Source organism: Vibrio mexicanus, assembly GCF_001012815.1.
Lineage (GTDB): Bacteria > Pseudomonadota > Gammaproteobacteria > Enterobacterales > Vibrionaceae > Vibrio > Vibrio mexicanus.
Genome location: NZ_JYJP01000143.1, coordinates 94,269 through 120,177, shown reverse-complemented (window position 1 = coordinate 120,177; position 25,909 = coordinate 94,269). Strand labels below are relative to the sequence as shown.

The 25,909-nt window shown below is 45.7% G+C and carries 14 protein-coding genes and 4 pseudogenes; 3 read left to right on the top strand and 15 right to left on the bottom strand.

The genetic code is table 11. The features are described from left to right. Positions 1-43 precede the first annotated feature (43 nt). The 3 genes and pseudogenes from UA76_RS21175 (at position 44) to UA76_RS21165 (ending at position 3,811) form a co-directional block, all read left to right on the top strand. Positions 44-1,060 carry a Fe(3+) ABC transporter substrate-binding protein gene (locus tag UA76_RS21175; RefSeq protein ID WP_047049825.1) on the top strand — a complete coding sequence of 339 codons (1,017 nt, stop codon included), beginning with the start codon at positions 44-46 and terminating at the stop codon, positions 1,058-1,060. 98 nt (positions 1,061-1,158) lie between these two features. Next, positions 1,159-2,783 (top strand): annotated as a pseudogene (locus tag UA76_RS21170) (ABC transporter permease). Then, positions 2,783-3,811: an ABC transporter ATP-binding protein gene (locus UA76_RS21165; protein ID WP_047049824.1), complete on the top strand. Its 1,029-nt coding sequence runs from the start codon at positions 2,783-2,785 to the stop codon at positions 3,809-3,811. The pseudogene UA76_RS21170 and the gene UA76_RS21165 overlap by 1 nt, the downstream one beginning before the upstream one ends. Here UA76_RS21165 and UA76_RS21160 read toward each other — a convergent pair. The 15 genes and pseudogenes from UA76_RS21160 to UA76_RS21090 form a co-directional block, all read right to left on the bottom strand. Beyond that, positions 3,808-4,083: a ribbon-helix-helix domain-containing protein gene (locus UA76_RS21160; RefSeq protein ID WP_047049823.1), complete on the bottom strand. Its 276-nt coding sequence runs from the start codon at positions 4,081-4,083 to the stop codon at positions 3,808-3,810. The two genes, UA76_RS21165 and UA76_RS21160, sit on opposite strands and share 4 nt — an antisense overlap. 68 nt (positions 4,084-4,151) lie before the next feature. Beyond that, a complete protein-coding gene (locus tag UA76_RS21155; RefSeq protein ID WP_047049822.1) occupies positions 4,152-4,712 on the bottom strand; it encodes a DJ-1/PfpI family protein in 561 nt (186 codons plus the stop codon). Positions 4,713-4,878: 166 nt separating this feature from the next. Further along, positions 4,879-6,291 (bottom strand): phosphoglucomutase/phosphomannomutase family protein, encoded by a 1,413-nt coding sequence (locus UA76_RS21150; protein ID WP_047049821.1) that lies wholly within the window; start codon positions 6,289-6,291, stop codon positions 4,879-4,881. 135 nt (positions 6,292-6,426) lie between these two features. Continuing rightward, positions 6,427-8,832 (bottom strand): glycoside hydrolase family 94 protein, encoded by a 2,406-nt coding sequence (locus tag UA76_RS21145; protein ID WP_047049820.1) that lies wholly within the window; start codon positions 8,830-8,832, stop codon positions 6,427-6,429. Positions 8,833-8,934: 102 nt separating this feature from the next. Next, positions 8,935-10,848 carry a beta-N-acetylhexosaminidase gene (locus UA76_RS21140; protein ID WP_047049819.1) on the bottom strand — a complete coding sequence of 638 codons (1,914 nt, stop codon included), beginning with the start codon at positions 10,846-10,848 and terminating at the stop codon, positions 8,935-8,937. A gap of 12 nt (positions 10,849-10,860) precedes the next feature. Then, positions 10,861-11,735, bottom strand: a pseudogene (locus UA76_RS21135) (glucosamine kinase nucleotide-binding domain-containing protein). Further along, a complete protein-coding gene (locus UA76_RS21130) occupies positions 11,735-13,453 on the bottom strand; it encodes a glycoside hydrolase family 9 protein (RefSeq protein ID WP_047049818.1) in 1,719 nt (572 codons plus the stop codon). Before UA76_RS21130 ends, UA76_RS21135 begins: the two are co-directional and overlap by 1 nt. Before the next feature lie 90 nt (positions 13,454-13,543). Continuing rightward, positions 13,544-14,535: pseudogene (locus UA76_RS21125) on the bottom strand (ABC transporter ATP-binding protein). Between the two features lie 43 nt (positions 14,536-14,578). Continuing rightward, a complete protein-coding gene (locus tag UA76_RS21120) occupies positions 14,579-15,562 on the bottom strand; it encodes an ABC transporter ATP-binding protein (RefSeq protein WP_047049817.1) in 984 nt (327 codons plus the stop codon). Positions 15,563-15,564: 2 nt separating this feature from the next. Beyond that, positions 15,565-16,590: an ABC transporter permease gene (locus UA76_RS21115; RefSeq protein ID WP_047049816.1), complete on the bottom strand. Its 1,026-nt coding sequence runs from the start codon at positions 16,588-16,590 to the stop codon at positions 15,565-15,567. Between the two features lie 2 nt (positions 16,591-16,592). Continuing rightward, positions 16,593-17,579, bottom strand: a complete 987-nt coding sequence (locus tag UA76_RS21110; protein ID WP_047049815.1) for an ABC transporter permease — start codon at positions 17,577-17,579, stop codon at positions 16,593-16,595. 144 nt (positions 17,580-17,723) lie between these two features. Further along, entirely contained in the window at positions 17,724-19,397 is a 1,674-nt protein-coding gene (locus tag UA76_RS21105) for an ABC transporter substrate-binding protein (RefSeq protein WP_047049814.1), read from the bottom strand. 682 nt (positions 19,398-20,079) lie between these two features. Beyond that, positions 20,080-23,468 (bottom strand): annotated as a pseudogene (locus UA76_RS21100) (response regulator). A 215-nt stretch (positions 23,469-23,683) separates the two neighbouring features. Continuing rightward, a complete protein-coding gene (gene rsmC, locus UA76_RS21095; RefSeq protein ID WP_047049813.1) occupies positions 23,684-24,718 on the bottom strand; it encodes a 16S rRNA (guanine(1207)-N(2))-methyltransferase RsmC in 1,035 nt (344 codons plus the stop codon). 93 nt (positions 24,719-24,811) lie between these two features. Beyond that, positions 24,812-25,897, bottom strand: a complete 1,086-nt coding sequence (locus UA76_RS21090; protein WP_047049812.1) for an AI-2E family transporter — start codon at positions 25,895-25,897, stop codon at positions 24,812-24,814. Positions 25,898-25,909 lie beyond the last annotated feature (12 nt).

Here is a 25,909-nt window from a genome sequence, read left to right as displayed (position 1 = left end):
CGCAACTGATAAACGTTATCATTACCAAATAAGGACTGGACTAATGAAAAAATTGCTAACTCTTTCTGCATTAGCATGTAGCGCTTTGGCGCCTATCGCGGCGTCTGCTGCAGAAGAAGTAAACGTATACTCTTACCGTCAACCTTTCCTAGTTGAGCCAATGTTCAACGAGTTCACGAAAGACACTGGCATTAAAGTAAACGTTAAGTTTGCTAAGAAAGGCCTAGCTGAAGCATTAGCACAAGAGGGCGAGTACAGCCCAGCGGACGTGATTTTAACGGTTGATATTAGCCGTCTTTCTGAACTAACAAGCAAAGGTCTTGTTCAGCCTGTAGAGAGTGACGTTCTTGAGAAAAACATTCCTGCACAGTACCAAGACGACAAGAACGAATGGTTTGCTCTAACTACTCGTACACGTTCAGTTTACTCTTCACGTGATCGTGTTGGTAAGCTAGGTGACGACTTCACTTACGCAGACCTTGCTAAGCCAGAGTTCAAAGGCAAAATCTGTACGCGTTCTGGTAAGCACCCATACAACGTATCTCTAGTATCTTCTATCATCGCTCACCACGGCGAAGCTGAAGCGAAAGCTTGGCTAGAAGGCGTTAAAGCGAACCTAGCTCGTAAGCCACAAGGTAACGACCGTGCACAAGTGAAAGCGATTCACGAAGGTCTATGTGACGTATCTCTAGGTAACAGCTACTACCTAGGCAAAATGGTTAACGATGAAAACCAACAAGCATGGGCTGATGCGGTATACATCAACTTCCCTAACCAAAATGCAGAAGGTACACACGTAAACATCTCTGGTATGGCGATGGCTAAGTACTCTCCAAACCGTGATAACGCTCAGAAGCTAATGGAGTTCCTAGCGGGCGACCAAGCGCAAAGCATGTACGCAGAAGTGAACTACGAGTACCCAGTTAAAGAAGGCGTTGAGCGTTCTGAGCTAGTTGCTTCTTGGGGTGACTTCAAAGCTGACACTATTTCACTAGATGAGATCGCAGAGCATCACGCAGCTGCAATTCGCCTTCTAGATGAAGTGAAATTTGACCTTTAAAAGCATATAGGGTATAACTGTACCCTATTTTTTTAAAGGGATATGAGATGTATTTGCAAACGCATTTGTGTTTCATATTGCCTTGTTGTAGTTAGGCAATGAAAGAAAAAAACATCTTATGGAAAACCAGTAGTCTAAGCGTTGCTTTGCTGCTGGTTTTGCCGATCTTAGCGATCTTCTACACCGCCATTGGCGATACGGACGACTTGTTTCCGCATCTTATGTCAACGGTGATGCCCACTTACGCATGGAACACCGTTACGCTTGTGACAGGTGTCATGCTGCTCTCTCTTGTTTTCGGTATCCCTAGCGCATGGCTTATGGCGATGTGCCGCTTACCTTCTGAGCGAATCTTGCAGTGGGCGCTTGTCTTGCCCCTTGCAATGCCCGGCTATATCGTTGGTTATATCTTTACCGATTGGTTTGATTTTGCAGGTCCAATACAAATCATGCTGCGTGATATGACTGGCTGGGGCCTGGCGAGTATTGGTTTCCAGATATTCGTACATTAGGCGGCGCAACGGTGGTACTCTCTTTGGTGATGTACCCATACGTTTATCTGTTGTGTCGAGCTGCATTTATGGAGCAAAACGTTTCTCTGCTTCAGTCTGCACGTATTCTAAAGTGCACCCCTTGGCAAAGTTTTGTTCGTGTGTCGCTTCCACTCGTCAGACCGGCGATTGCCGTTGGTTTGTCGCTTGTTGCAATGGAAACCATTGGCGATTTCGGCACCGTCAGCTATTTCGCAGTGAGCACTTTAACCACAGCGGTGTACGACACTTGGCTCGGTTACCATAGCTTAACGGCAGCTGCCAAGATCTCGGCGATGATGCTGGTGGTTGTTTTGGTTTTGCTGAGTGCTGAGCGCTACAGTCGCCGCAAGCAAAAGTTATTTCAGAGCCAGTTTAGTAGCCGTGAAGACTTCAAATATGAGCTCACGGGTTGGAAAAAGTGGGCGGCTCTTACTTGGTGTTGGGGGCTTATCTCAATCGCGTTTATCTTCCCTTTGCTTCAGCTGTGCATCTATGCTTATCAATATTTCGCACAAAGTTGGACAGAAGAGTTTCGTCAGTACGCGGTAAACAGTTTGCAAGTCTCTCTAACTGCCGCGGTTATTGCTGTATTTATCGCTGTTATTGTCAACTTTAACAATCGCGTTAAATCGAACAAATCTAGCTTGGCATTCATGCGCCTTTCGTCAATGGGGTATGCGGTTCCGGGTACAGTATTGGCAATCGGTGTGATGGTTCCGGTTGTGTTTATGGATCACTTCGTAAACGACATCGCTCGTTCTATGGACTGGGAGCGTCCGGGGCTTATCTTCTCAGGCTCTATGTTTGCGCTCATCTTTGCCATGGTAGTGCGTTTCTCTGCCGTTGCGATTGGCAGCGTAGAAAGCAGTCTAAGTAAGATTTCGCCTTCTTTGGATATGGCCTCTAGAACAATGGGCTGTAACTCGAATCAGATGCTCAAACGCGTGCATTTACCACTCATTCGCCGTGGTGCGCTTATCGCCGGATTACTGGTCTTCATTGAATCGATGAAAGAGCTGAATGCAGCTTTGTTACTTCGCCCATTTAACTTTGAAACGTTGGCGACTTATGTTTTTAACTTCGCCTCTGATGAGCATTTAGAGCTCGCCGCAATGCCTGCGGTACTACTGGTTTTAGTGGGATTAATTCCGCTAATTATTGTTAACCGTTCACTGGAGCATAGTCACTAATGAGTTGCGCACTTTCTATTCGTGATCTTACTTGTCAATACGAAACTCAGACGGTTTTAGAGTCTTTGTCTCTTGAAGTCGACCATGGCGAAATTGTTTGCTTACTGGGTGCCAGTGGTTGCGGAAAAACAACACTATTAAAAGCCATTGCAGGCTTACTTCCGTTAAGTTCAGGCAACATGAGCCTGAACTGCATGACCATTGACGATGGTAATAATTGGGTTGCCCCTGAGAAGCGAAATATTGGCATGATCTTCCAAGATTACGCTTTGTTCCCCCACCTAACAGTGGCGCAAAACATCTCTTTTGGTTTAAAGGATTTAAGCGAAAAAGAGAAATTGGACAAAGTCGATGAAATGCTAGAACTGGTTCATTTGACGGGCTTTAAAGAGCGTTTCCCTCACCAGCTATCCGGTGGTCAGCAGCAGCGTGTTGCCATTGCTCGTTCACTTGCCTACAAGCCAGACTTACTGCTTCTTGATGAACCGTTTTCGAATATCGATACTCAAGTGCGTCATGAGCTTATCCGTGAGATTCGTAAGATCTTTAAAGAGCAGGGTGTGACGGCCATTTTCGTTACGCACAGCCGAGAAGAGGCTTTTGCGTTTTCTGACAAGATGGCGGTAATGAACCACGGTGTGATTGAACAGTACGGTGTTGCATCAGATCTTTATTTCCAACCATCAAGTAAGTTTGTCGCAGACTTCTTGGGCGGTGGTAGCTATGTGAAGGCGACGCGTGTATCTGAATCTGGTTTTGAAACAGAGTTAGGTATTGTCGAAGCACAAGCTCAAACTGATATTAATCTTCACCAAGAGTGTGAGTTACTGTTACGACCTCAACATGTGCAGATTAGCAGTGTTGAAGATAGCTCAGTTCGAGTATTAGAACAGCAGTTCATGGGCGATCACTGCCGCTATGTGATTGATGCGAACGGTAGCCGCTTGTTTGCCAGCTCATCGGAAGCGTTGTCAATTGGACAGGCGGTGTCGGTTAACATCGAAACTAAGGGCGTACTGGCTTTTTAGATTTCTAACCGCTTGCCACCATTAAGATAGGTGGTGCAGGCGACACGCAACAAAGAGGTGAAGTTACCTAACACACCTCTTTGTTGAATCACTTCGTTATATATTTGAGTCAAAAATTCCGCGACGGAAATATCTGCTTCGGCCGCGATATCTTCAATTATTTTCCAGAACACGGCTTCTAGCCTTATGCTAGTTACTACGCCGTCAATTCGAACTGATCGCGATTTAAGCTCAAAAAGTTGCTCCTCGGCTCCAGAATAAATTTCACACATATGCCTTCCTGACTCGATTTTTTTACTTAGTATAGTGAGCCTAGAGCAGGTTTCACTACGCCTTTGGTCTAGTCGAGTAGTGCGTGAAGCTGTGCAAGCCAAGCTGGATGAGCGGGCCAAGCTGGAGCCGTGATAAAGATACCATCGGTTGTCGCTTGGTCCATCTCAAGCTCGACGTAGGTCGCGCCGGCTAAGGTGACTTCAGGTGCACAGGCTGGATAAGCAGAGATGGACTTGCCTTCTATCACTTTAGCGGCGGCGAGCAACTGAGAGCCGTGACAAATTGCAGCGATAGGCTTTTGCTGCTTGGCAAAACTTTGGACGATTTCAATGACTCGAGAATCCAAGCGCAGATATTCAGGAGCGCGTCCACCGGGTACTACTAAGGCGTCATACTGATTAACGTCTACGTGAGCAAAATCTGCATTGAGGCTAAACTGGTGACCAACTTTCTCGGTGTAAGTCTGATCGCCTTCAAAGTCATGAATCGCGGTTTTGATCGTTTCACCGATCTGTTTTCCTGGGCAGACAACGTCAACTTGGTGTCCAACCATTTGCAGCGCTTGAAACGGAACCATCAGTTCATAATCTTCAACAAAGTCGCCTGCGATAATTAGTACGTTTGCCATGCTCAATCTCCATTTTTGATAATTGGAGTTCAAACTTAACAATCTATTTACATTTATGGGTAGTAGTGGGTTACTACATCTAAATCATTAGACATAAAAAAGCCCGGCTCAAGGCCGGGCAAGTGTTCTTCACCTATAGGGTGCTCAGGTGAGCGGGTGGTAACAACTAAAGAGAAAGAAACTCTTTTACCTGTTGAAGAACACGTTCCGCAGTGTCTTTGTCTTGCATCTCTGCAAAGATACGAAGTAGTGGCTCAGTACCAGAGAATCGAGCAATAACCCAACCTCCGTTCTTGAAGTACACTTTCGCACCATCTTCGTAACTGACTTTTTCGATTTCAAATTCGAAATCTGGAAGCTGTTTCTCTACGTAGATCTTGTCATACAGAGCCTGCTTTTGATTTGCTTTGAATGTGCAATCGCCTTCCGCTGTGTATGCGTAACCGTATTTAGAGTAAATCTCTTCGAGTAGCTCAGATAGCTTCTTACCCGTTACCGAGATCATCTCAACCAATAGGCTAGATGCGAACACGCCGTCTTTACCTTTGATATGACCACGGATAGTTAAACCGCCCGAGCTCTCACCGCCAATAAGCGAATCATCGGCTTCCATTTGAGAGCTGATGTGCTTAAAGCCAACTGGAACTTCAAAGCTCTTCTCACCATGATCGGCTGCGATCTTGTCGAGAATATGTGTGGTTGCGATGTTACGCACCACTGAACCTTTCCAGCCTTTGTATTCTAGTAGGTAGTAGTAAAGAAGAATCAGCACTTCATTCGGGTGAATGAAGTCGCCTTTTTCATCAATAATACCAAGTCGGTCAGCGTCACCATCGGTACCGATACCAATGTCATAGCCCTCGGCTGCAACTAGGTGCTTCAAACGGTAAAGGGTTGCTGCACTCGGTGATGGCATCAAGCCACCAAAGTCCGGGTTTTTGCCGTCGTTGATCACGTCTACATCACAGCGGCCATTGATCAATACGGTTTGTAGCGCGTTTTTTGCTACACCAAACATAGGATCGATTAGCACACGAAGGTTGGCTTTTTTGATCGCTTCAATGTCGATGAAGTCGATGATCGAATCAACAAACTCGTTCATCGGGTTGATCACGTCGATCAGCTTGTCTTCAACCGCTTGTTCAAAGTCAACGCTGGTGACTTGATCTTGAGTGAGGGTTGATACTTGAGACTCGATCTTCTCTGTGATGATCTCGTCAGCATCACGGCCGCCTTCGATAAACACCTTAATACCGTTGTAATCGGCAGGGTTGTGAGAAGCGGTGATACACGCTGAATATGCACAGCCCATCTCTTTTGCCTTAAACATGACAATTGGAGTTGGGACAAATTTATCGATGAAGCTTACGGTAATGTTGTTGCCTGCAAGTACTTCGGCAAACCAACGGCCTGCTTTATCTGATAGAAAACGTCGGTCATAGCCCACTACAAAGCCTTTATCAGCGACATTTTCTGCGTTAATAATATTAGAAATGGCTTGCGCTACTAAACGAACATTGTCTTTGGTGAACTCTTCACCAATGAATGCACGCCAGCCACCTGTACCAAATTTAATCATTCTTTAATCCTTTCAAGTTCACCTTGTGCCTAGCTCTTTGTTAAACCCTAGAGCCTTTCTATGCCTATTTGATGACATTGAAATGGCAGTTATGAAGGTGAGTAAAGTAGGGCGCTAATTTAGCGCCCTATTTGATTAACCAAGTACAACAACGACTTCGTTGACACTGCCTTCAGCTTGTACTGGAACCGCGCCTTCAACCGCTTGGCCGTTTACAGTAATAGACTTAACGCCTTTGCTTACAGAGCTTGGGTTTTCAACTTTGATGTTGTAAGTCGCACCGCGCCATTGACGAGTTACCTCGAAGCCAGGCCATGAAGTTGGGATACATGGGTCGATTGTTAGGCCATCGAAACCAGTACGAACACCTAAGATGAAGTTAGTCACGGCAAAGTAAGCCCAACCTGAAGTACCTGTCAGCCATGGGTGGTTTGCACGACCGTGATCTTGGTGATCGCGACCCATAATGAACTGTACGTATGAGTAAGGTTCAGCGACCCGCTTCTCGATGATGTCGTTTTGGTTGTATGGGTTTAGTGCATCGTAGAACTTCATTGCACGGTCACCACGGCCAAGCTTCGCTTCTGCTACCCATGCCCATGGGTTCGGGTGCGAGAAGATTGCACCATTCTCTTTAACGCCTTGGTATACGCGCGTTACGAAACCGATGTCATCGTTAGGTGTTGCAAATGATGGTGCATTTAGGTGCAAGCCGTACTCAGAGAATAGGTTCTCGTCAACCGCATCCATCGCTTTCTCACCACGCTCTTGAGAAACGGCGCCAGATAGAACAGCAAGAGTGTTTGACTCTAAGTGGATACGGCCTTCAGTTTGTTGCGCAGTACCGATCTTGTCGCCATCTTTTGTTAGACCACGGATGTACCAGCCACCCTCGTCATCCCAAAGGTGAGTTTCACACGCTTGGCGAACGCCTTCAGCCATTGTGGTGTACTTATCAACGTCTGCTTGGTCATCGCGGTACTTAGCAAGGTCGATAAACTCTTGAAGTGCCCAGAAGTGCAGGAATGAAACCATTGAAGATTCACCACCACCAAGGTTTAGACAGTCGTTCCAGTCTGCACGCAGACCTTTACAGATACCTGTTTGACCCACGTATTCTGCTGAGAAATCTAGAGCGGCTTTCATGTGCTCATAAACGGTTGCTTCACCGCCGTCTGCGTATGGAATGACTTCGTCAAAGAACTCGGTCTCACCTGTTTCCATCACGTACTTACAGATGGTTGGTACGATCCATAGGTGGTCATCAGAACATGTGTCTTCGATGCCGTGGATCTTGTCATCATCTGAAGGTGTTGGAACAACCGTTGGTGACTTAGATGGTTCAACGTCTGCTTTTTCTGGATCGAACCAATCTGGATCGAATAGGTGTAGACCGTAGCCCGCTTTAACCTGCCCACGAAGAAGATCAACGATACGCTTGCGAGTCATGGCTGGGTTCGCGTGTGGTACTGAGATTGCGTCTTGCGCAGTATCGCGGTAACCAAGACCTGTACGGCCACCTACTTCGATGAAGGATGCAAAACGAGACCAAACGACACAGGTTTCTGCTTGGTATAGTGTCCAAGCGTTGATCATTGTGTCCAGACCTTCGTTTGGCGATTTCACTTGGAACTTATCACAGCGCTCGTCCCAGTGAGCTTTGATGCCAGCAAATGCTGCATCTACGTTGGCAAGATCTTGGTACTTTTCACGTAGACGAGCACCGTTACCTTTACCGATACCTAGCACGTATGCGAAACGTACTTCTTCACCAGGCTGGATAACAAATTGCTTGTGCAATGAACCACAGTGGTTGTAACAAGTTTGAGCAGAGTTAGTACACTTACCTTGTTCAACCGCAATTGGGTTTGCTTCATCACGGTATAGGCCAAGGAAGCTATCACGTTGACCGTCATATGAATCTGGGTCGAATGTTGAAGCTAGGTAGTAGAAACCTTCAAAATCGTTAGTGTTGTAGTAGAGATCGTACTCAATCACGCCATCTTTGTACTCAGTACCAGCAGAGTATAGAGACATCTGATGGTTTTGGTTGTCTGATGCGATGTGGCTGAATGAGAATTCTACAAAAGAAAATGCGCTGATAGTGCGTGGCTTATCAGACGTGTTTTTGATCACAACATCCCAGACTTCTGCATCTTCGCCTTTCGGTACGAAAAGCGTTTTCTCTGCAGTGATGCCGTTGTATTCACACTTGAATTTCGAGTAAGACAAGCCGTGACGAACTTCGTAGCTTGCTTCGTCTAGGCTCTTCGCGACTGGCTGCCATGAGATTGACCAGTAATCACCTGTTTCATCGTCACGCAGGTAAACGTAGTGTCCTGGACGATCAAATGTAGCGTTTGGTCTGAATTTAGTAACGCGGTTGTACTCTGGTGAGTTGTAGAACGAGTAACCACCTGCGTTATGAGAGATAACAGTACAGAATTTTTCCGTGCCTAGGTAGTTAGTCCATGGCGCTGGAACATCTGGTCGAGTGATGACGTATTCACGATTGTCGTTATCGAAATAGCCGTATTTCATTGTCATTTCCTTTTTAATAAGCTGCAAGCAACGCAGCTAAAACTCATGCTAGTGAAAACTGCCAAGCCAAATTAATGTAGGGTTAGGCTTGAACAAATTGGTTTATTTCCACGGGTTTCGGTAGTTAACTTGCTGAATATCCAGCAGAGGTAAGTGACCTTTTAACCGTGTTAAGTAATCATCCCAGTCTCGTGCAGATTTATGAGTCCAACACGCTTCGGCTAGTGCACTTAAACGTGGGAAGACCATGTAATCCATACGATCTTGGTTGGTAACAATTTCGCACCATAATGCACACTGGATGCCTAAGATGCGCTTGCGAATTGGATCGTTGTCTGGCACTTCCGCCAGTGGTTCATAACGGTAAGCTTGTTCTAGAGGAATCACATTCGCCCAATCGACGCCTGGTTCTTCTGGTGAGTAATCTTGTGCCATATCTAGGTAAGTCATTTGACCTGGCTGCAAAATCACGTCAAAGCCCTGTTTGGCGCAGTTTAGAGCCGCTTCTTCGCTCAACCATGAGTAAATCACAGTATCTTTACTCACTTTGTTGCCGTGCTGAGCTTCTTCCCAGCCAACCATGCGCTTACCTAGAGAGCGAAGCTTCTGCTCTGCGTAGCGCAGAAGATGACCTTGGAGCTCTTTGATATCTTGGTAGCCGTGTTCAACCATTAATTTATGGCATTTTGGACTATCGACCCACACACCATCTGGCACTTCGTCTGCGCCAATGTGTACCCATTTCGCAGGGAAGAGCTCTGCAACTTCGGTAAGCACTTTGTCGAGAAACTCGTACGTGCCCTCAATAGCCGGTGATAACACGTTGTCGGTATAGTTCTGAACACTGCGGTAAGCCGATTTGTCTTCAGGATCAATCAGCATCTCCGGCAGTGCTTGAATAGCTGCACGACAGTGACCAGGTACGTCGATCTCAGGAATGATGGTGATGCCACGCTCGAGAGCGTATTCGATAACCTGCTTGATCTCTTCTTGCGTATAGAAGCCGCCATGTGTGCCAATCAGCGTACTGAATTGCGGCTCAAGCACATGGTCGCTGCCACGCCAACCACCAATCTCAGTTAACTGAGGCAAGGATTTAATTTCAATTCGCCAGCCTTCATCATCGGTTAAGTGCCAATGGAAGGTGTTAAACTTGTAATGCGCTAAATGATTGATTAGACGTTTAACACGCTCGACCGGATGGAAGTGACGTGAACAATCCAACATCATGCCGCGGTATTTGAAGCGAGGTTCGTCACGAATATCAATATAGGGAACGGTTAGGTCGTTAGTACCGTCAATCGGTTTTACGATTTGCAATAAAGTGGCACTTGCGTGGACAAAGCCCAGAGAAGAACCGGACTCCAAAGAAATACCTTGAGCGTTCACTACAAGATGATAGGCGCCTTCGTCTAGGGTAGGGTTTGCCTTGAATACAATGTCGCTCTTACCAATTGAGTTTGCTTTGAAGCCAAACAGACTGATCAACTCACCGTCTAACCATTTCGCCGCTTTTTCTGCAATTTCAGAGTGAATGGTGATTTGGCTTGTAGAGGTTAGGCTATAAGTCCCTTCCGTTTGCTTAATTGACTTCGGCTTAGGAATGATTGGCAGATCGCTTGCAATAACAGGGTGTACTTCAGCTCTGTTTTTGAGTGGTGAAGCCAGCGCAATTGGAGTCAATGCAATTTGGTGGCGTTGCGCAGGAGCACCGCAAACAAGCGCCGCATCTTTTAGGCCATCAGTGTAGAAACGAAGCGGTGTCGTTTTGATGCTGAACTCACAATAGAAGTGATGGTTTGCCTTCAATACGTCGAGTTCAGGTTTGAGTAAACAGTAGCTACCAATCTGAGTTAACTCGCCATGAGTAATGCTGTCTGGTTGGATAAACAGATCCATCAGAAATTCAATAGACCAGTCAGTGACGTCTTGGTCACTCAGGTTGTGCAAAGTAAGTCCAAACCGGCAGAATTGTTTTTGCTCGGAGAGGACGGCTAAATCAATACGGTAGTTCATAATGGTCTCTCCCTAATACAGATTATGTTCTGGTTTGCCAGCAAACATGATGGCACCTTCAATAGCATCGAATTGTGGTTCAACGATCCAGTTTTGAACTGGAGGCGATAACCATGCTTTGATTCGCTCTGCGATGCTTCCCATTAAACAAATGCGAGTGGCCCCTTTGCGATTTAGAGCGATAAGAAACATCTCAATGTCACTAGCTGTTTGCTTTAACATTTCCATCGCCAAGCTGTCACCTAGGTTGGCATACTCGAAAATTGCTGGAGAGAATTGACCATAATCTTTAGGTATGGCTGTTTTTGACCAGTCAACAATTGCGTCAACATTGTCATCAAAGTGGTTTAGTACATGTTGTGCTAGTTCCGTTTTTGGCACGATGCCATCAACAGATAACAGTACTTGCTGAATCAGGCGTAGTCCCATAACGGCACCACCACCTTGGTCTGAAATCGGAAACTCACGCCCACCGACGACAAACTGCTCCGATCCTTGAATGTAAATACCGCAAGACCCAGTACCACCAATCATGATCGCACCATCTTCACCGTTATGGGCTCCAATGCATGCGCCGTAAGCGTCGGTGTTAAGGGTGACACTTGCGAATGGGTGTTCCAATTCCATGAACTTAACCCAAGCGTTTTTTTGCTCCGCGCCAGCCAGCGCAAGACCTAAATGCATTTGACCAAAGTGGGATGTTGTTAGCCCACCTTGTGCTGCTGCAATCGTAATCGCTTCAGTGATAGAGGCCATTGCTACCTCTACACCTAATAGAATATTGCACTACCACTTTTCCCTTCGCCGACAAGAAGACCTTGTTCATCACGAATTCGTGCACGGCAAGAAGTGCCGCCGCCATCAATTCCAACGTAGTAAGTTGCCATTAGTTTTGCTCCTGAGAAAGATGCTTGAACTGCTTGATTACCGCGAATAGGAACCACGCTCCGTGAGGGATCCACTGCTCACCCCAACGCCAGTTTTGTAGCATGTCATCTTTCTGGCCTTCTGGATTGAATGCAATGTCCAGTTCATCGTCAAAACCGGCTGTAATGCCGTTACACACACCACCTTTGGCATTGTAAAAACCAAGTTGTGGGAGGTAGTCAGGGTTGTTGTGACCATGGCCATCGAGCATGCACATATCGTATGGGTTCAAACCCACAATCCAGTTGAGTGCATTTTGCGCGTAAGCAGTAAGCTGATTAGCTAGCTCTGCATTGGAGATTACTGGCATGACGGTATATGCCATTGCTGCCAGTGATGCTAAGCGCGCGTTCTCACCTTGCCACCAATATCCACTCTCGTTGTTTTGAGCAACGAAAAACGCATCACGTTTGTCACCATCAACTGACTTAACGTACTGACGTGGATAACCAAATGGGTTAGTGACTTTTTGAGTGATAGTTAGTTCAAACTGCACGGCACGTTCCACAGTTTGGATTGCCGCGTTCTTGAACGTATCGTCCGTTTCACAATTGATGTATTCGACTAATGCGATCACGGGAAGACCGGCTTCAGCGGCATGGAAATAAGGACGTGATCCGTCACTATTTGCCGACCAAAAGTGTTCAAATTCGCTATCAGTAGACTGGCGGTTTGATAAACGCTCTGCCCAAATACGTGCTTCGAGTAAGTATTTGTTGTTTTGTGTTGAGCGGTAAAGTTCGACCGACGCTAAAAGTGCACAGTATTCGTCGATAATATTTTCTTGACCATCATTGAGGTACTTGAGGTTGAACTCTTTTAAATGGTCGTAACCTTTGATTGCTTTCTCTAGGTAAGTCGCTTGGTCTAAGTCGCCATGAACGTCTAGGCGAGCCGCTGCAGCAAGGGCGGCGATAGATACCCCACCACCTTGACGGAAGCCCGCTTCAAAATCATCGAACTTGTGGCCGTCTTGGGTCTCATAAGCACAGATTTCACGTTGCTCGATATCTTTGCTCCATCTATCGAACACGGTCATGTAGAAATAACCCTCAGAATTTTGCATCCGGGTTAAGAAATCAGCACCCACTAACGCCTCTTCCATGAGGCGGGTACGAGAGAACGGAGCAAAATCTGAGTGGTGTTTTAAATCTTCTAAACCTTTGAGCATATTCCAAGTCACCATTGGGATCTGCTGTGGATTTAGGTAGTTGGCGTAAGAAAGGTGACTTAAGTACTTACTTACGTCACCAGAAGCATCGTACCAGCCGCCACGCACGTCGGCAGTAGTATTAGTGCCTAGCAGCGGTACTTGCTTGTCCTTTTGGTCAAAAATGCCAGTACATCGTTGAGACTTGAAGTAGTGCAACAAATCGGAAAACGTCTTATCCATAAGGATGTTGTTACCGATCTCGAAAGTATCTGATTTGATGTTGTCGAAACGAAGATAATATTTTCCGCAAAGATTCACTTGGCTAAAGTCGATGCTGTAAAAGTAACCCTGATGCCAGTTCGCTACTTTCCCGTGTTTTTCTACATCAAGGGTAGCGACTGTGTGGTGGCCTTTAGCGCATACAAGCAGAACATTATAAGAGGAAAGGCGGGCTTTGCTCGTCATGATAATGGCTTGTTTTGGGCCTGTTGCTTCATAACCAATGTGGTTGGTGAGTAGCAGCATTGAATCTCTCCGGAAAATATTATTGTTATTATTGGGGTCAGTAAAAGCTAAAAGAGGCTCGACGGAATGCCGTCGAGCCTTATTGTGCAATTATTCGTATAGGTAACAGCGTACGAAGTGGTTTTCAGATAGCTGAGTCACACCCGGAAGTTGCTCACGACATTGTTCAGTCGCGTGAGTACAGCGGCCCGCAAATGGACAACCGACAGATGCTGCGTCCAAAGTGGGATTTCACCTTTGTTGCCTTTCAGCTTCTCGTGAATTGACTTGCTTGGATCTGGCACGGCAGAAACAAGAAGCTGCGTGTACGGGTGTTGAGGATCGTGGATGATCTCTTCAGTGTCACCCCATTCGACCATGTGACCTACGTACATAACCGCAAGATCTTCAGCGATGTAACGCGCAGTTGCGATATCGTGCGTGATGTAAAGAAGTGACATTTGCTTCTCAAACTTCATCTCTTCCATCAGGTTAAGAACACCTGCACGAATCGATACATCCAGCATCGAAGTTGGTTCGTCAGCGAGTACAACCTCTGCACCTACTGCAATGTTACGCGCTAGGTTGACACGTTGACGTTGACCACCAGACAGCTGATGAGGGAACTTCTCTGCCGTCTCTTTTGGTGGAATCAAGCCTACTTGTTCAAGAAGATCGTAAACGCGTTCTTGTAGCTCTTTTTTATTGCCCGGTGTTACTTTCTTGTGGATAAGCAACGGACGCGCAATGTGGTGGAAGATGTTGTGCGTTGGGTTAAGAGAACCAAACGGGTCTTGCCACACCATCTGCACGCCTTCACGGTAGTGCATCAGGTCTGCACGAGAGGTGATATCTTGGATATCACGCCCCTTGTACTCGATCACACCTTCGGTTGGTGCGTACATCTTCGCGATCATTTTTGCCGTTGTTGATTTACCAGAACCTGATTCACCAACAACTGATAGGCCGCGACCTTTGTACATTTTGAAAGACACGTCATTAATTGCGCGCATCTTTGTTTGCTTTAGAGAGTTGCTGTTAAGAGGGAAATCTTTAACGACATTTTTCCCTTCTACGAGTAGCTCGCCATATTGTTTGCTCATAATTGTCTCCAGAAACTTATACTTCTTATTTATCTATCGCTGTTTACACTTTTGCTTGAGCAATTGGCTCACCGTAAAGGTGACAGTTCGATAAACGGTTTGGCTCAATTTGACGTAGCGTAGTTGGAACCTTAGTACACGCTTCATGTACTCGGTCACAACGTGCCTGGAATCGACAACCTTGTGGAACTTCTAATAAGTTCAATGGGTTGCCTGGAATACCAGTTAGCTTGGTCTTAGGGCCAGTTAATGGAGGGAAAGAGCTACCCAGACCTTTCGTGTAAGGGTGGTATGGTGTAGTCAAAATCTCTTTCGATGGCGCGACTTCGATAAGCTCACCAGAGTACATGATGCCGATACGGTCGGAGAACTCGACCATTAGTGACAAGTCATGGGTGATGAACAAAATTGCAAAGCCAAATTCTTCTTTCAGTGCGTAGATCTTCTGTAGGATTTCGCGTTGTACAACCACATCAAGTGCTGTTGTAGGCTCATCCATGATGATCATTTTCGGATTCAGAGCGAGTGCAATCGCGATAACCAAACGCTGACGCATACCACCAGAGAACTGGTGAGGGTAGTCGTTCAGACGGTTAGGGTGAATATCAACGATTTCCAGTAGACCTTCTGCACGGCGTTTTGCTTGTTCACGCGTCATATTAGTGTGACGCATGATGACATCACAGAACTGCTCTTCCATTGTAAGTACTGGGTTTAGAGCGTTCATCGCACTTTGGAAAACCATTGACATTTCGCTCCAGCGGAACGCTGTCATGCGCTCATCGCTGTATTTGAGGATATCTTCACCATTGAAGATAACCTCACCGCCGGTGATAAATGCTGGCGGCTTATGAAGACGCATTAGTGAGAATGCTACGGTTGATTTACCACAACCTGATTCACCCGCCAGGCCAAACACTTCACCTGGTGCGATGTCGAAGCTAACGTTGTTACAAGCACGAACGTCGCCAGCTTCTGTAATGTAGTCTACGCATAAGTTGCGGATAGAAATTAGTGGTTCAGTCATGATTATTTATCTCCGCTCCATAGTGCATTTTGTGGTGGTAGTTCTGGGCTACGCTCAGCTTTGTCTTGCTCTGCAAGCTTCTTCCAGCGTTTCATGCCTTTGTGAGAACGTAATTGCGGGTTTGCGATTTCATCAACTGCGAAGTTAAGAAGCGCAAGACCAATTGCAATAAAGATAAGTGCGATACATGGAGCAAGTAGTTCCCACCAAGCGCCAACAAGCATTGATGAAGACGTACGTACGTTGTTAAGCATTACGCCCCAGCTAATGCTGCTTGGGTCGCCAAGACCTAGGAACGATAGCGTTGCTTCTGTCATGATTGCTAGCATTACAGAACCGATGAAGCTTGCACCAACGATTGACACTAGGTTAGGTAGGATTTCTACAAAGATGATACGCCATGAAGATTCACCCAATACTTCAGCCGCTTTAACAAATTCTTTCTCACGTAGTGATAGTGTTTGGGCTCGAACAACACGTGCACCCCAGGCCCAGGAGGTCACACCAATTACTATCGCAATGGTTAATGGCCCCGCTTGCCCAATAAAGGCGGCGATTACAAACAGTAATGGGAATTGCGGTATTACTAGCATGATGTTCATAGCCGCGGTGAGTACGTCATCAACTCGACCACCAAAGTAACCTGCTGATACACCAATTACCGTTGCTAGGAAACATACAACGATACCTGCGCCAAAACCAACAGCCAAAGAAGTACGAGTTCCGTATACAACCTGAGACCACACGTCACGACCCATACGTGAAGTACCTAGTACGTGATCAGCCTTTTTAGACATCAGTAATGTACGGCGGTTATCTGCTAGGTTTTGTGCAACCCAACCGTCAGGGTTGTTTTGTGCAGCTTTAACTACGAAAGCTGGGTATTCATGTGGATTACCAGTTTTACGGTCTGGCGCGTGCTTAGTAATAAGCGGCGCGAAGATAGCACCAAAGATAAAAACACTGATAATTGCTAGGCCAATAAGAGCCTTACCGTTATTCGAAAGTAGTTTAATGAGAGCTTTCATGATTATTTACCTCCCTTACGTAGGCGAGGATCCAGTACAACGATTAACAAGTCTGCTAGGAAGTTAAAGAACAGCATAAACAGAGTCATAATAAGTAGCTGACCTTGTAGAACCTGGTAGTCACGAGCGTTGATCGCATTAAGAAGAACAGTACCTAGGCCTGGGTAGTTAAAGATGATTTCGATAATCAACTGACCACCAATTGCCATACCAAGAGCCATTGAAAGTGCGGTTACACTCGGTAGCATCGCGTTACGTGCAGCGTAGTTGAAGACAACGCGGTTTTCGCTAAGGCCTTTACCTTTTGCCATTGTAATGTAGTCTTCGTTCAGCAGGTTAATCATGTTGTTACGCATGCTGATTAGGAAGCCACCAATCTGAATGATGGTTGCACAAATTAGAGGAAGAACTGCGTGGTAAGCAACATCCTTATAAAACTCCCAGCTTGTCCAATCAGGGATCAGGCCCGGAGTATAGGCGTAGCTGGTCGGGAACCATTTAAAGCTGATTGCGAAGGTATAGAGAGCTAGCATCGCAGTAACTACGGCCGGTACCGCTTGCACAACGAGCATGGCAGGGGAGATAAACGCGTCGTATTTGCTGCCGCGCTTCCATGCTGCAAAAATACCTAATACCGAACCGATACAGAAAGATAGAACAACCGCTGTACCCGCAAGGAACAGTGACCAACCCACAGCGTTGCCAAGCATAGCATTTACTGTTTGTGGGTAAGTTTGAATTGAAATACCAAGATTCCAGCTAAAGATACTTTTCAGGTAAGTAAAATATTGTTCATGTAGTGGGCCATCTACAAAGCCAAGTAGCTTTGTCATTGCGGCGATACGCTCTGGTGTTACCTGAACAGTTGCGTTAGCGAACATCATGGTAACTGGGTCACCTGGCATTGCTCGCGGTATAATAAAGTTGATCGTAGCGGCCACTAAGAACGCTAAGAAGTAGAACGATAAACGTCGTAGAAAAAATCCCATAACTCACACCTTTCCATGCCAGCGACTATCCTGTGGCTGGTTTCTGGACGAAAAAACCCCTGACGACTGGCGCCATAAATACGCTTCTATAAAGGAAGGGGGAAAAGGCGGTGCGCAAGGCGCGCACCGCAAACTAACTAGAAATTAAGATTTAGGTTTTAGATCAAGTACTTGAAGTAGACGCTCCTGAACGCCAGCCCATACCATTGGACGACCTTTAGGGTTGTTCTCATTCCACCAACCGTCGAAACGAGTAGTGTTGTACTGGAAGTTAGACGCACCAGTCATTACAGGGATAGTGATTTGGTTCTCTGCAATTTTCTTCTGGATGCTGTGTGCAATTTCAAGTTGCTCTTGACGGTCTGCTGTCTTGTAGAAGCTGTTTAGCAGGCTGTCTAGCTCATCACTCTTCCAGTGGTGCATTGCGAAACGTGGCTTACCTTCACCTTCTTGTAGAGCTGAGTTGTAAGTATCGTTCCAGTATTGGTGTGGATCCGCACCTAGGAAGTAGTTTGTGTAGCCGATGTCGTATGTCGCATCTTGCATCGCTTTGTTGTAAACCGCGAAGTCAGGAGTACGTGCAACTGCTTTAATACCTACTTCAGCAAGTTGCTCTACACCAAGCTGTACAGTGTTGTTGAAGTCAGTCCAGCCGTTTGGCGAGATGATTTCAAAGCTGATTTCTTTACCAGTTGGAGTTTCTACGAAACCGTCACCGTTAGTGTCTTTAAAGCCTGCTTCTTTTAGAAGAGCTTTAGCGTTTGCAACATTGTACGTGTTGTAGCCTTTGTACTTGTTGTAAACCGCTTGATCAGCCCATGCTTTGTGAGCGTCACCTAGACCAGAAGCGTAGTTGTTAGGGAAACCAATACCGTAGAACGCGATGTCAACGATAGTTTGACGGTCGATAGCCATAGAGAATGCACGACGGAAGTCAATGTTGTTGATTGCTTCGTTGTTACCTTCTTTTGGCGTTTTGTAGTTCATCATGAACGACTGAGTACCCGCCGCTGGAGTCCAGTACTTGTGGTTAGGGTTTGCAGCTGCGTATGTGCTGTCGATGTCAGGGATGAACGATGAAGTCCAGTCTAGCTCAGAGTTGATGATGCGAGCTAGTAGCTGATCGTTACCAGCGATCTGTGGAAGACGTAGACAGTCAACTTCTAGGTTCACGTTGTCCCAGTAGTTAGGGTTACGACACTGAACGTATAGCTGTGGAGTAAACGTGTCGATTGCAGTGAAAGGACCAGAACCTACAGGGTTTTCGTTAGAGAACGTTTCTGGCTTATCAACTTTGCTCCAGATGTGCTCAGGAACGAAAGATACCTTAGTGATCTCGAATGGAGCGTTAGAAGTTGCTTCTACTAGAGAGAAGATAACTTTACGGTCGCCTTCAGTCTTAACAGATTTAACAACTGAGTTTACACCAGTACGGTCAAGCTCAGGCTGCTTAGCTAGAAGATCGATTGTGAACTTGATGTCATCAGCAGTGATTGCTTCACCGTCAGACCATTTGATACCTTCACGCAGAACGAAAGTTACTTCCATCAAGTCATCAGACATGTAGAAGTCTTCTGCTAGACGCATAACTGGCTCGTTACCGTGCATTTGGTTGAAAACAACTAGAGGCTCGTAGATGAACTCAGTAGTTGTGTTAAGCGCTGTATCTAGGAACGGGTTGAAGTTCCTTACAAACGTTGGGTAGAACTGCGGTACAATAGTTAGCTCACTTTGTGCGATTGCTGGAGCTGTTACACCTGTTGCTGCTGTAGCGATTACTGCAGTGGCTAGTGCTGTTTTTTTAATTTTGGCAAGCATAGCTGTTCCTTACTATTTGCTTTCATTTCACTAATGGATATGAATGTCATCAATTGATAAACACTCTCCAAGGCCTACCTCATTGAAACGTTTTCTACTCGGAGGAAGTAGAAAACTAGAGTGGCCTGTAGGCCTTTGGCATGAGTAAGAAAACACGCTAATGACCCATTTAGCAATTTCATTTCCCGTTAAAAACGTCAAAATGTCACTTACCGACGTCAAACACGTTAATAAGTCCGTTTTTTTTTTATATTCGTTCAATTATTGCACTCTGATCTACCTCTCACTTTTCTACGTTTCGGTCTTGGTTTGTAAGTGTTCACTTACTTTTTTGCTCTTTCTGGGTCTGACTTTTTTTGTTTGGTCTCTATTTTTGAGATCTTACTCACTAAGCTGTTTTGTCGTTAATTTTTGGAGTTAATTTAAAACTGCCGAAATGTTGTGATTCGGTTCGCAATCTGGACTAAATCTCTAACTTTTATGGGGTAATTACGCGATTAGAGGCACGAACAATCAGTGTTTTTACGGTTTTATCAGCATTATTCAATGCCTCAAATTTGCTTATTTTGGCTGATGAATTAATTGAGTGGAGTGGTATAGATTGAAACGCAAATACTAGAGCGTAATTGGGAGATAAAAAAAGCGCCTTTAAAAGGCGCTTTTTATCGAGATAGGGGTTCTGTTAGCTGGTCAACAAGTGCTGAAGCTTATCCCTTAAGCCTTCAATATGAGTTCGCTCTGGGCCTTGCTCTTGGCAGTGTTCAAGGATGTAATCGAGAGAGCTTAGTACCGTTCTCCAGCGAGGCGTCTTAGGCAATGTTTCCACTCTTAGGTACTTATCTAGCGTTCGGGTTTGCAGGGTGCTGCGGTCCAGATACACGCGCCATAAGCCACTTTGTTCAGCAAAGGTAAACTTAGTTTGACCTGTGACTCGTTCCCAGTACTCCAAAGCATTCGTCATCGATTCTACTAACACTTCACGCATAATATCTTGCTTAGAACGGGTCTCCCCCGATACCTTGTCTGCCAACCGAGTGAATTCGCCACCAAGCTCTTTAAGTTGTTGCAGCTTATTCTTGTCGCCTTCAAATGCATAGCTAGACAAAGCTTCAATTGCGGTCTCTAGGTTATTAATGCGTGCGGCATTGACTCCACCTCCGACATTGAAGATGTACATGGATTTTAATCCAGCGCCTTCAGGCAGAGACAGAACGTCAGATGAGATGTGCTGTCTGACATCTTCAACGTAAATATCGATGTTGCCACAGTAATGCGCCTGCTCAACGTTCAGATACTTCGGTGCAATAAGCTCTTCTGCGCTAGAGCGCTTGAGCTGCTCCTGACTGCGTTTGAACAGCTTGGTAGCAGCATGGTTAGCAAACTGAATTTTATTGTCGTCACGGATGCAGATGATTGCCTCAGGCGCTGATTCAAGTTGTTCAAGCAAGCGGCCTTGGGTTTCAAGTAGGCTGGCCTCTACCATCGCTCTGTGCTTGAGCTCCAACTGCAACTGCTGGTTTTCGATTCGACGTTGCTCAGCTTTACTTGCGGTCAGGTGCGCAACAATTCGGGCGGCGAGCTCCTGCTTATTAAATGGTTTTGACAAGTAGTCATTGGCGCCGGCCTCAAAACCGCGCACTCGGTCATCAGTTTGATTTAATGCGGTTAGCATAATGATTGGTAGCTGCGCGTGATCATACTGTTGACGCAGTTGCTCACACACTTGATAACCACTGAGTCCAGGCATCATGATATCGAGCAGTAGAAGTTCAGGTTTCTCCTTCTCTATTTGTTCGAGAGCGTCAGGCCCGTCGTGAGCGGTTCTCACTCGGTAGCCTTCCAAACGCAAGAAACTGTCGAGTACGCGTAAGTTCACCGGCTCATCATCAGCGATCAGTAGCAGTGGGCCATCTGGATTTTCAGGTAATGAATTTGTATCAGGCAAGTCCAGCTCGTTCGATTCTGGTGCTTGATAGTGATTGCTCTCTTTGTAGCTCGCTTTAGCGATTTGTTCTTCACTTGCTATTGGAAGAGTAAAGCTAAATGTTGTGCCGACCATAGGTTGGCTGCTCACGTATAAACTGCCGTCCATCAATTCGATCAGTTGTCGGCTGATTGATAACCCCAGTCCCGCGCCTTGGCGATAGCGGCTAGAATCGCTACCCGCTTGAATCAGTGGCTCGAAAATGTGTTCGAGTTGCTCTGCAGGAATGCCTTGCCCCGTATCAACGACTTGCACGCGAATATTGTCATCGACAATGTCAGCAGAGATAACAATTTTACCTTCACTGGTGTATTTGATGGCATTACCAACAAGGTTATAAAGTACTTGTTCGACTCGCTGCGGATCGGCGCATACCCATAGGCTTGCATCGTCAATTTGGTTAATAATGCGGATTGGTTTGCTGCCCAACAAATGACTAGACAGCTCTAGTACTAAACGAGTTGCGCTTGATAGATCCACCGCACTGGTTTGAATATCGAGATTGCCATAACGCATCTTATGGTAATCCAATAAGTCATCAACCAAAGTCGTTAAGCGTTGACCACTACTGATAATGATATCTAGCTGATATTTGTGATCGGCGGTAATCGCACCATTGGACCCAGAAGCTAGAGCTTCTGCTATTCCGACCATTCCATGCAGAGGCGTTCGCAGTTCGTGCGATGTGGTTGCTAGGAACTCATCTTTAAGTTTGTTGGCAAGTTGAAGATCGTCATTTTGCTTTTGAATGATCTGTAAGTTGCTCTCAAGCTCTTTGTTTTGCTGCTTGATCAGTTGCATCTTCTCTCGAATTGAGCGCTGCATACGCTCAAAGCTGATAGCGAGCCTTCCAATTTCGTCTTTTCGATTGGTATTGATCATACTTTCATCGAGATCACCCGCAGATACTTTTTCTGCCGCCCAAGTCAATTTCAGTAGCGGTGATGTGATGAAGTTCGATAAGTAGTGTGATGAGATGAATACCAAGACGACAGCGCACAACATGACAAATACAAACAGCTTCTCCAGTTGTCTTACACGAGCAAACGCTTCGCTCTCTGGAATTTCAACCACTAGTGCCCAATTAAATCCTTTAACTGAGATCGGTGCATACGCTGCGATGACTTTCTTGCCAATCGTATTGGTATAGGTGCCAACCTCTGACTCGCCGGATAGAGCTCGCTCGATAACTTCAACACTCTTGTCTGCTTCTTCTTGTGAGTAGGCGAGCGTGCGAACTCGGTTGTCATCACCGACAAGCAGAGTGCGCAAAGAGGAACTCTTGTTGTTTCCATCAGCAATCAATTTGGTAATACCGTTGTTAGGCAGCCTAAACATCGCGTAGCTATGTAGATATCCTTGGCGAATGATTGGGCCCCAAGCCAAGCGACTTGTCTACCATTGGTTACTGAGAAATCGGAAATAACAACAGGTGTATAATCTTGATTGGTTTTACGTCGCTCGGTAACCAGATCTTTCAATTGACGGAAAGTATCCCCCAGAACATTATCTTTGTACTCTCCGGTCAGTAGATTGGTACCAAAATCTTCGTTCTTGAAGATGGAATAAGTCACGTTACCCGAAAGATCAATCAGCAGAATATCGTCGAAGTCAGAGCGTTTGAGGAGTTCTAGATATGCCCAGTGGTAGCGTTTGTGAAGAAGCCGATACCTTTCACTGCCTTTATAAACATCCGATTGAGGCAAAACCGATGTTTTGACCTGATCGCCAGAGCCTGGAATATAACGTTGCTGGGCATGTTCGCGAGCATCATCAATACTCGTTCCCAGGTCTCTGAAGGCATTAACAATGCCATAGAATCGACCTGCACTTGCATAAGCCAGTTCTGAGCGCACAAAGCCCATGACCTCAGATTCTTTGGCGTACATGTAGTCGATAATTTGCTGCTGTTTGGTATCGCGTACAGAGGTTAAATGAGAGGTGCTCTGTTCTTGCAAATCTGTAGTATGAGAATGAAGAAACAGAAGTGCGATGATGGTGAGTGGGGTAATGCTCAATACCAAAAACGCTAACATCAGCGTATTTTGAAGGCGTTTGAATTTTTGTTTTCGATAAAACCTGAACATAGTAATTACGTCATTTCCGTGAAATTTGACTCATCGACTGCAATACAAATCAGAAAAAGCAGTATCCAAAATGACGAAATTAACGAGTTTTTTCGCTTTGACAAGCAAGTGCTAATCAAATCGTGCACATAGGCGCATTTTATTTGACTTATGATGGAAAGTTGCCCAGTAACTCTGCGTTACTGGGCATAGTAATTACTTACTGTAGACAGATATCACTTACTGGCGTGATAGATGGCAAACTTGTTTGTCTTGCTTAAAGTTTCACAATGCCCAAATGCCTGTTCGATGATAGGAGGGTATTTCAAGAAGCTGTTGGCCACAATATACAGATGGCCAGTTTGGCTTTGATGGTTTGGAGCATCAGCAAGCAATGTTTCAGTCGCACTGTAGCTGGTATCTAATCCGGCATGAAATGGCGGATTACTAACAATAAACTGATAATCTTTTGCTGTATCTGAATAGACATCCGAGGCAAATACTCGTCCGTTTAATTGGTTAGCTTTTAATGTCTCTTTTGACGATTCAACCGCAAGCGCGCTGATATCGCACATCTCAAGTTCAATGGAAGGGTTGAGGCTAGCCATGACTGCACCGAGCACCCCTGCGCCACAGCCGAAATCCAGCACCTTACCTGATAATGATGGAAGCGTATCCAATAGAAGTTTACTGCCAACATCAAACTCGCCGTAGCTAAACACACCCGGTAAGCTTTTTACTTGAATCGACAGGTTATTGTATTGCACTTGATAAGATTTGAACCAATCGTCGAGTACAAAAGGTTTCGGCTGCTGAGTGCACTGTCCCCAATAGAAAGAGCAGCGTCGAGCCGAATCGTATTTGGTGACAATGCCATAAGCCTTGAACATCTTCTCGATGCTTTTGACACCTGAACGGTTCTCACCCACCACGACGATTTCAGTATTTACACCGAGCTTAGCCAGTAACATCGCTAATAAATACTCGGCTTCTGCTTTCGCTTTTGGCCAGTAGAGCAAGATCAGGTCTGGTTTAGCTTCTTTTCTTTCGTCGACCTCAAACACTGCGCCAAATTGACACGTTAGATTCGATTGCTTTTGAGTTTGACGGTAATAACCATAGTTAGTGGTAAACACCGAGACTGATTCGCAATGCTCAACTAACTCACGTGGGAAAAGGTCTTCGGCTTCACCTGCGACGAGCACATGCTTACCTGAGAAATACTCAAGTTGGCGTTGGGCGATTTGGCTAGGAGCAATATAAGCAGACATAACAGACTCGGTTCGATCAAAAGAGGGCAGATTTTCGCACAATCTGCCCTTTGCTTGAAGAAGTTTAGTATTGAAAGGAACTACGCCGACTCATTAACTGTTGTCTTGTTTGTCTAAAAAGTCTTTGAACTCTTCTTCGTACATATTAAACAGCACCATAGTAATGGCAAAAATAAGTGGCCCGTAGATTAGGCCAATGAGACCGAATAGATGAATACCACCCAGCAACGAGAAGAAGATCATTAAGGTATTCATGCCGGCGCTACCTTGCATTAGTAATGGGCGCAACACATTGTCGATTGATCCAACAATAGCTACTGACCATACCGTTAAGAAGATAGCCCAAGTAATGTCACCGGTGAGGAATAGGTACAGTGCGGCTGGAATCCAGATCAAAGCGGTACCGACAACAGGGATGAAGGAGGCAAAGCCCATCATCGTGCCCCAGAATAGACCTGGAAAGCCAGCTAACCACATACCGATACCACCAGCAAAACCTTGTGCTATCGCGGTAAGAAATGATCCCATAACCGCCGATTTTGACACCTTCTCGATCTCATCAAGCAGTTTGTCTTCTTGGCTTCTCGACAAAGGCAAAATATGGCGAATGGCGCTAATGATCTTGTCGTGATCTCTTAGTAAGAAGAACAAAACAAACAGCATTAAGAAGAAGCTCATCAAAAAGTTGGTGGCATCGCCGAGGATCTTAGCGGACACACCAACTAAGTTAGTGCCAAACGACGTTGCAAACTGAGCGATCTTTTGCGCGATATCTTCTGGGAGAATTTCATCGAAAGGCAGATAGGTATTGGCCAACGACAACGCTTTAACAACAAAAGGGTGATCAAAAATCGTTTGGATACCACCGTGTGTTACCCATTGATATGCATTTTGTGAGAAGTGAGAACCCTGCTGGACAATTGCGGTAAACACAAACATCAATGGAATAACGATGATGAAAGTGAGCACGATGCAAGAAAGCAATGATGAGACGTTGGGGTGATTGGGTAGCTTTTTTTCAAACCATTGATGGATAGGGAACATCAACAAAGAAATGATGAAAGCCATCACGATGGAGTTCATGTATGGCGCAACTAATAAATAGCAGGCAAATGCCGAGGCTAACAGTGCGATGACAAGTACCCAATGGCTAGGAGTAATTTTGAGTTTATCCGACACGCTTTCGTTCCA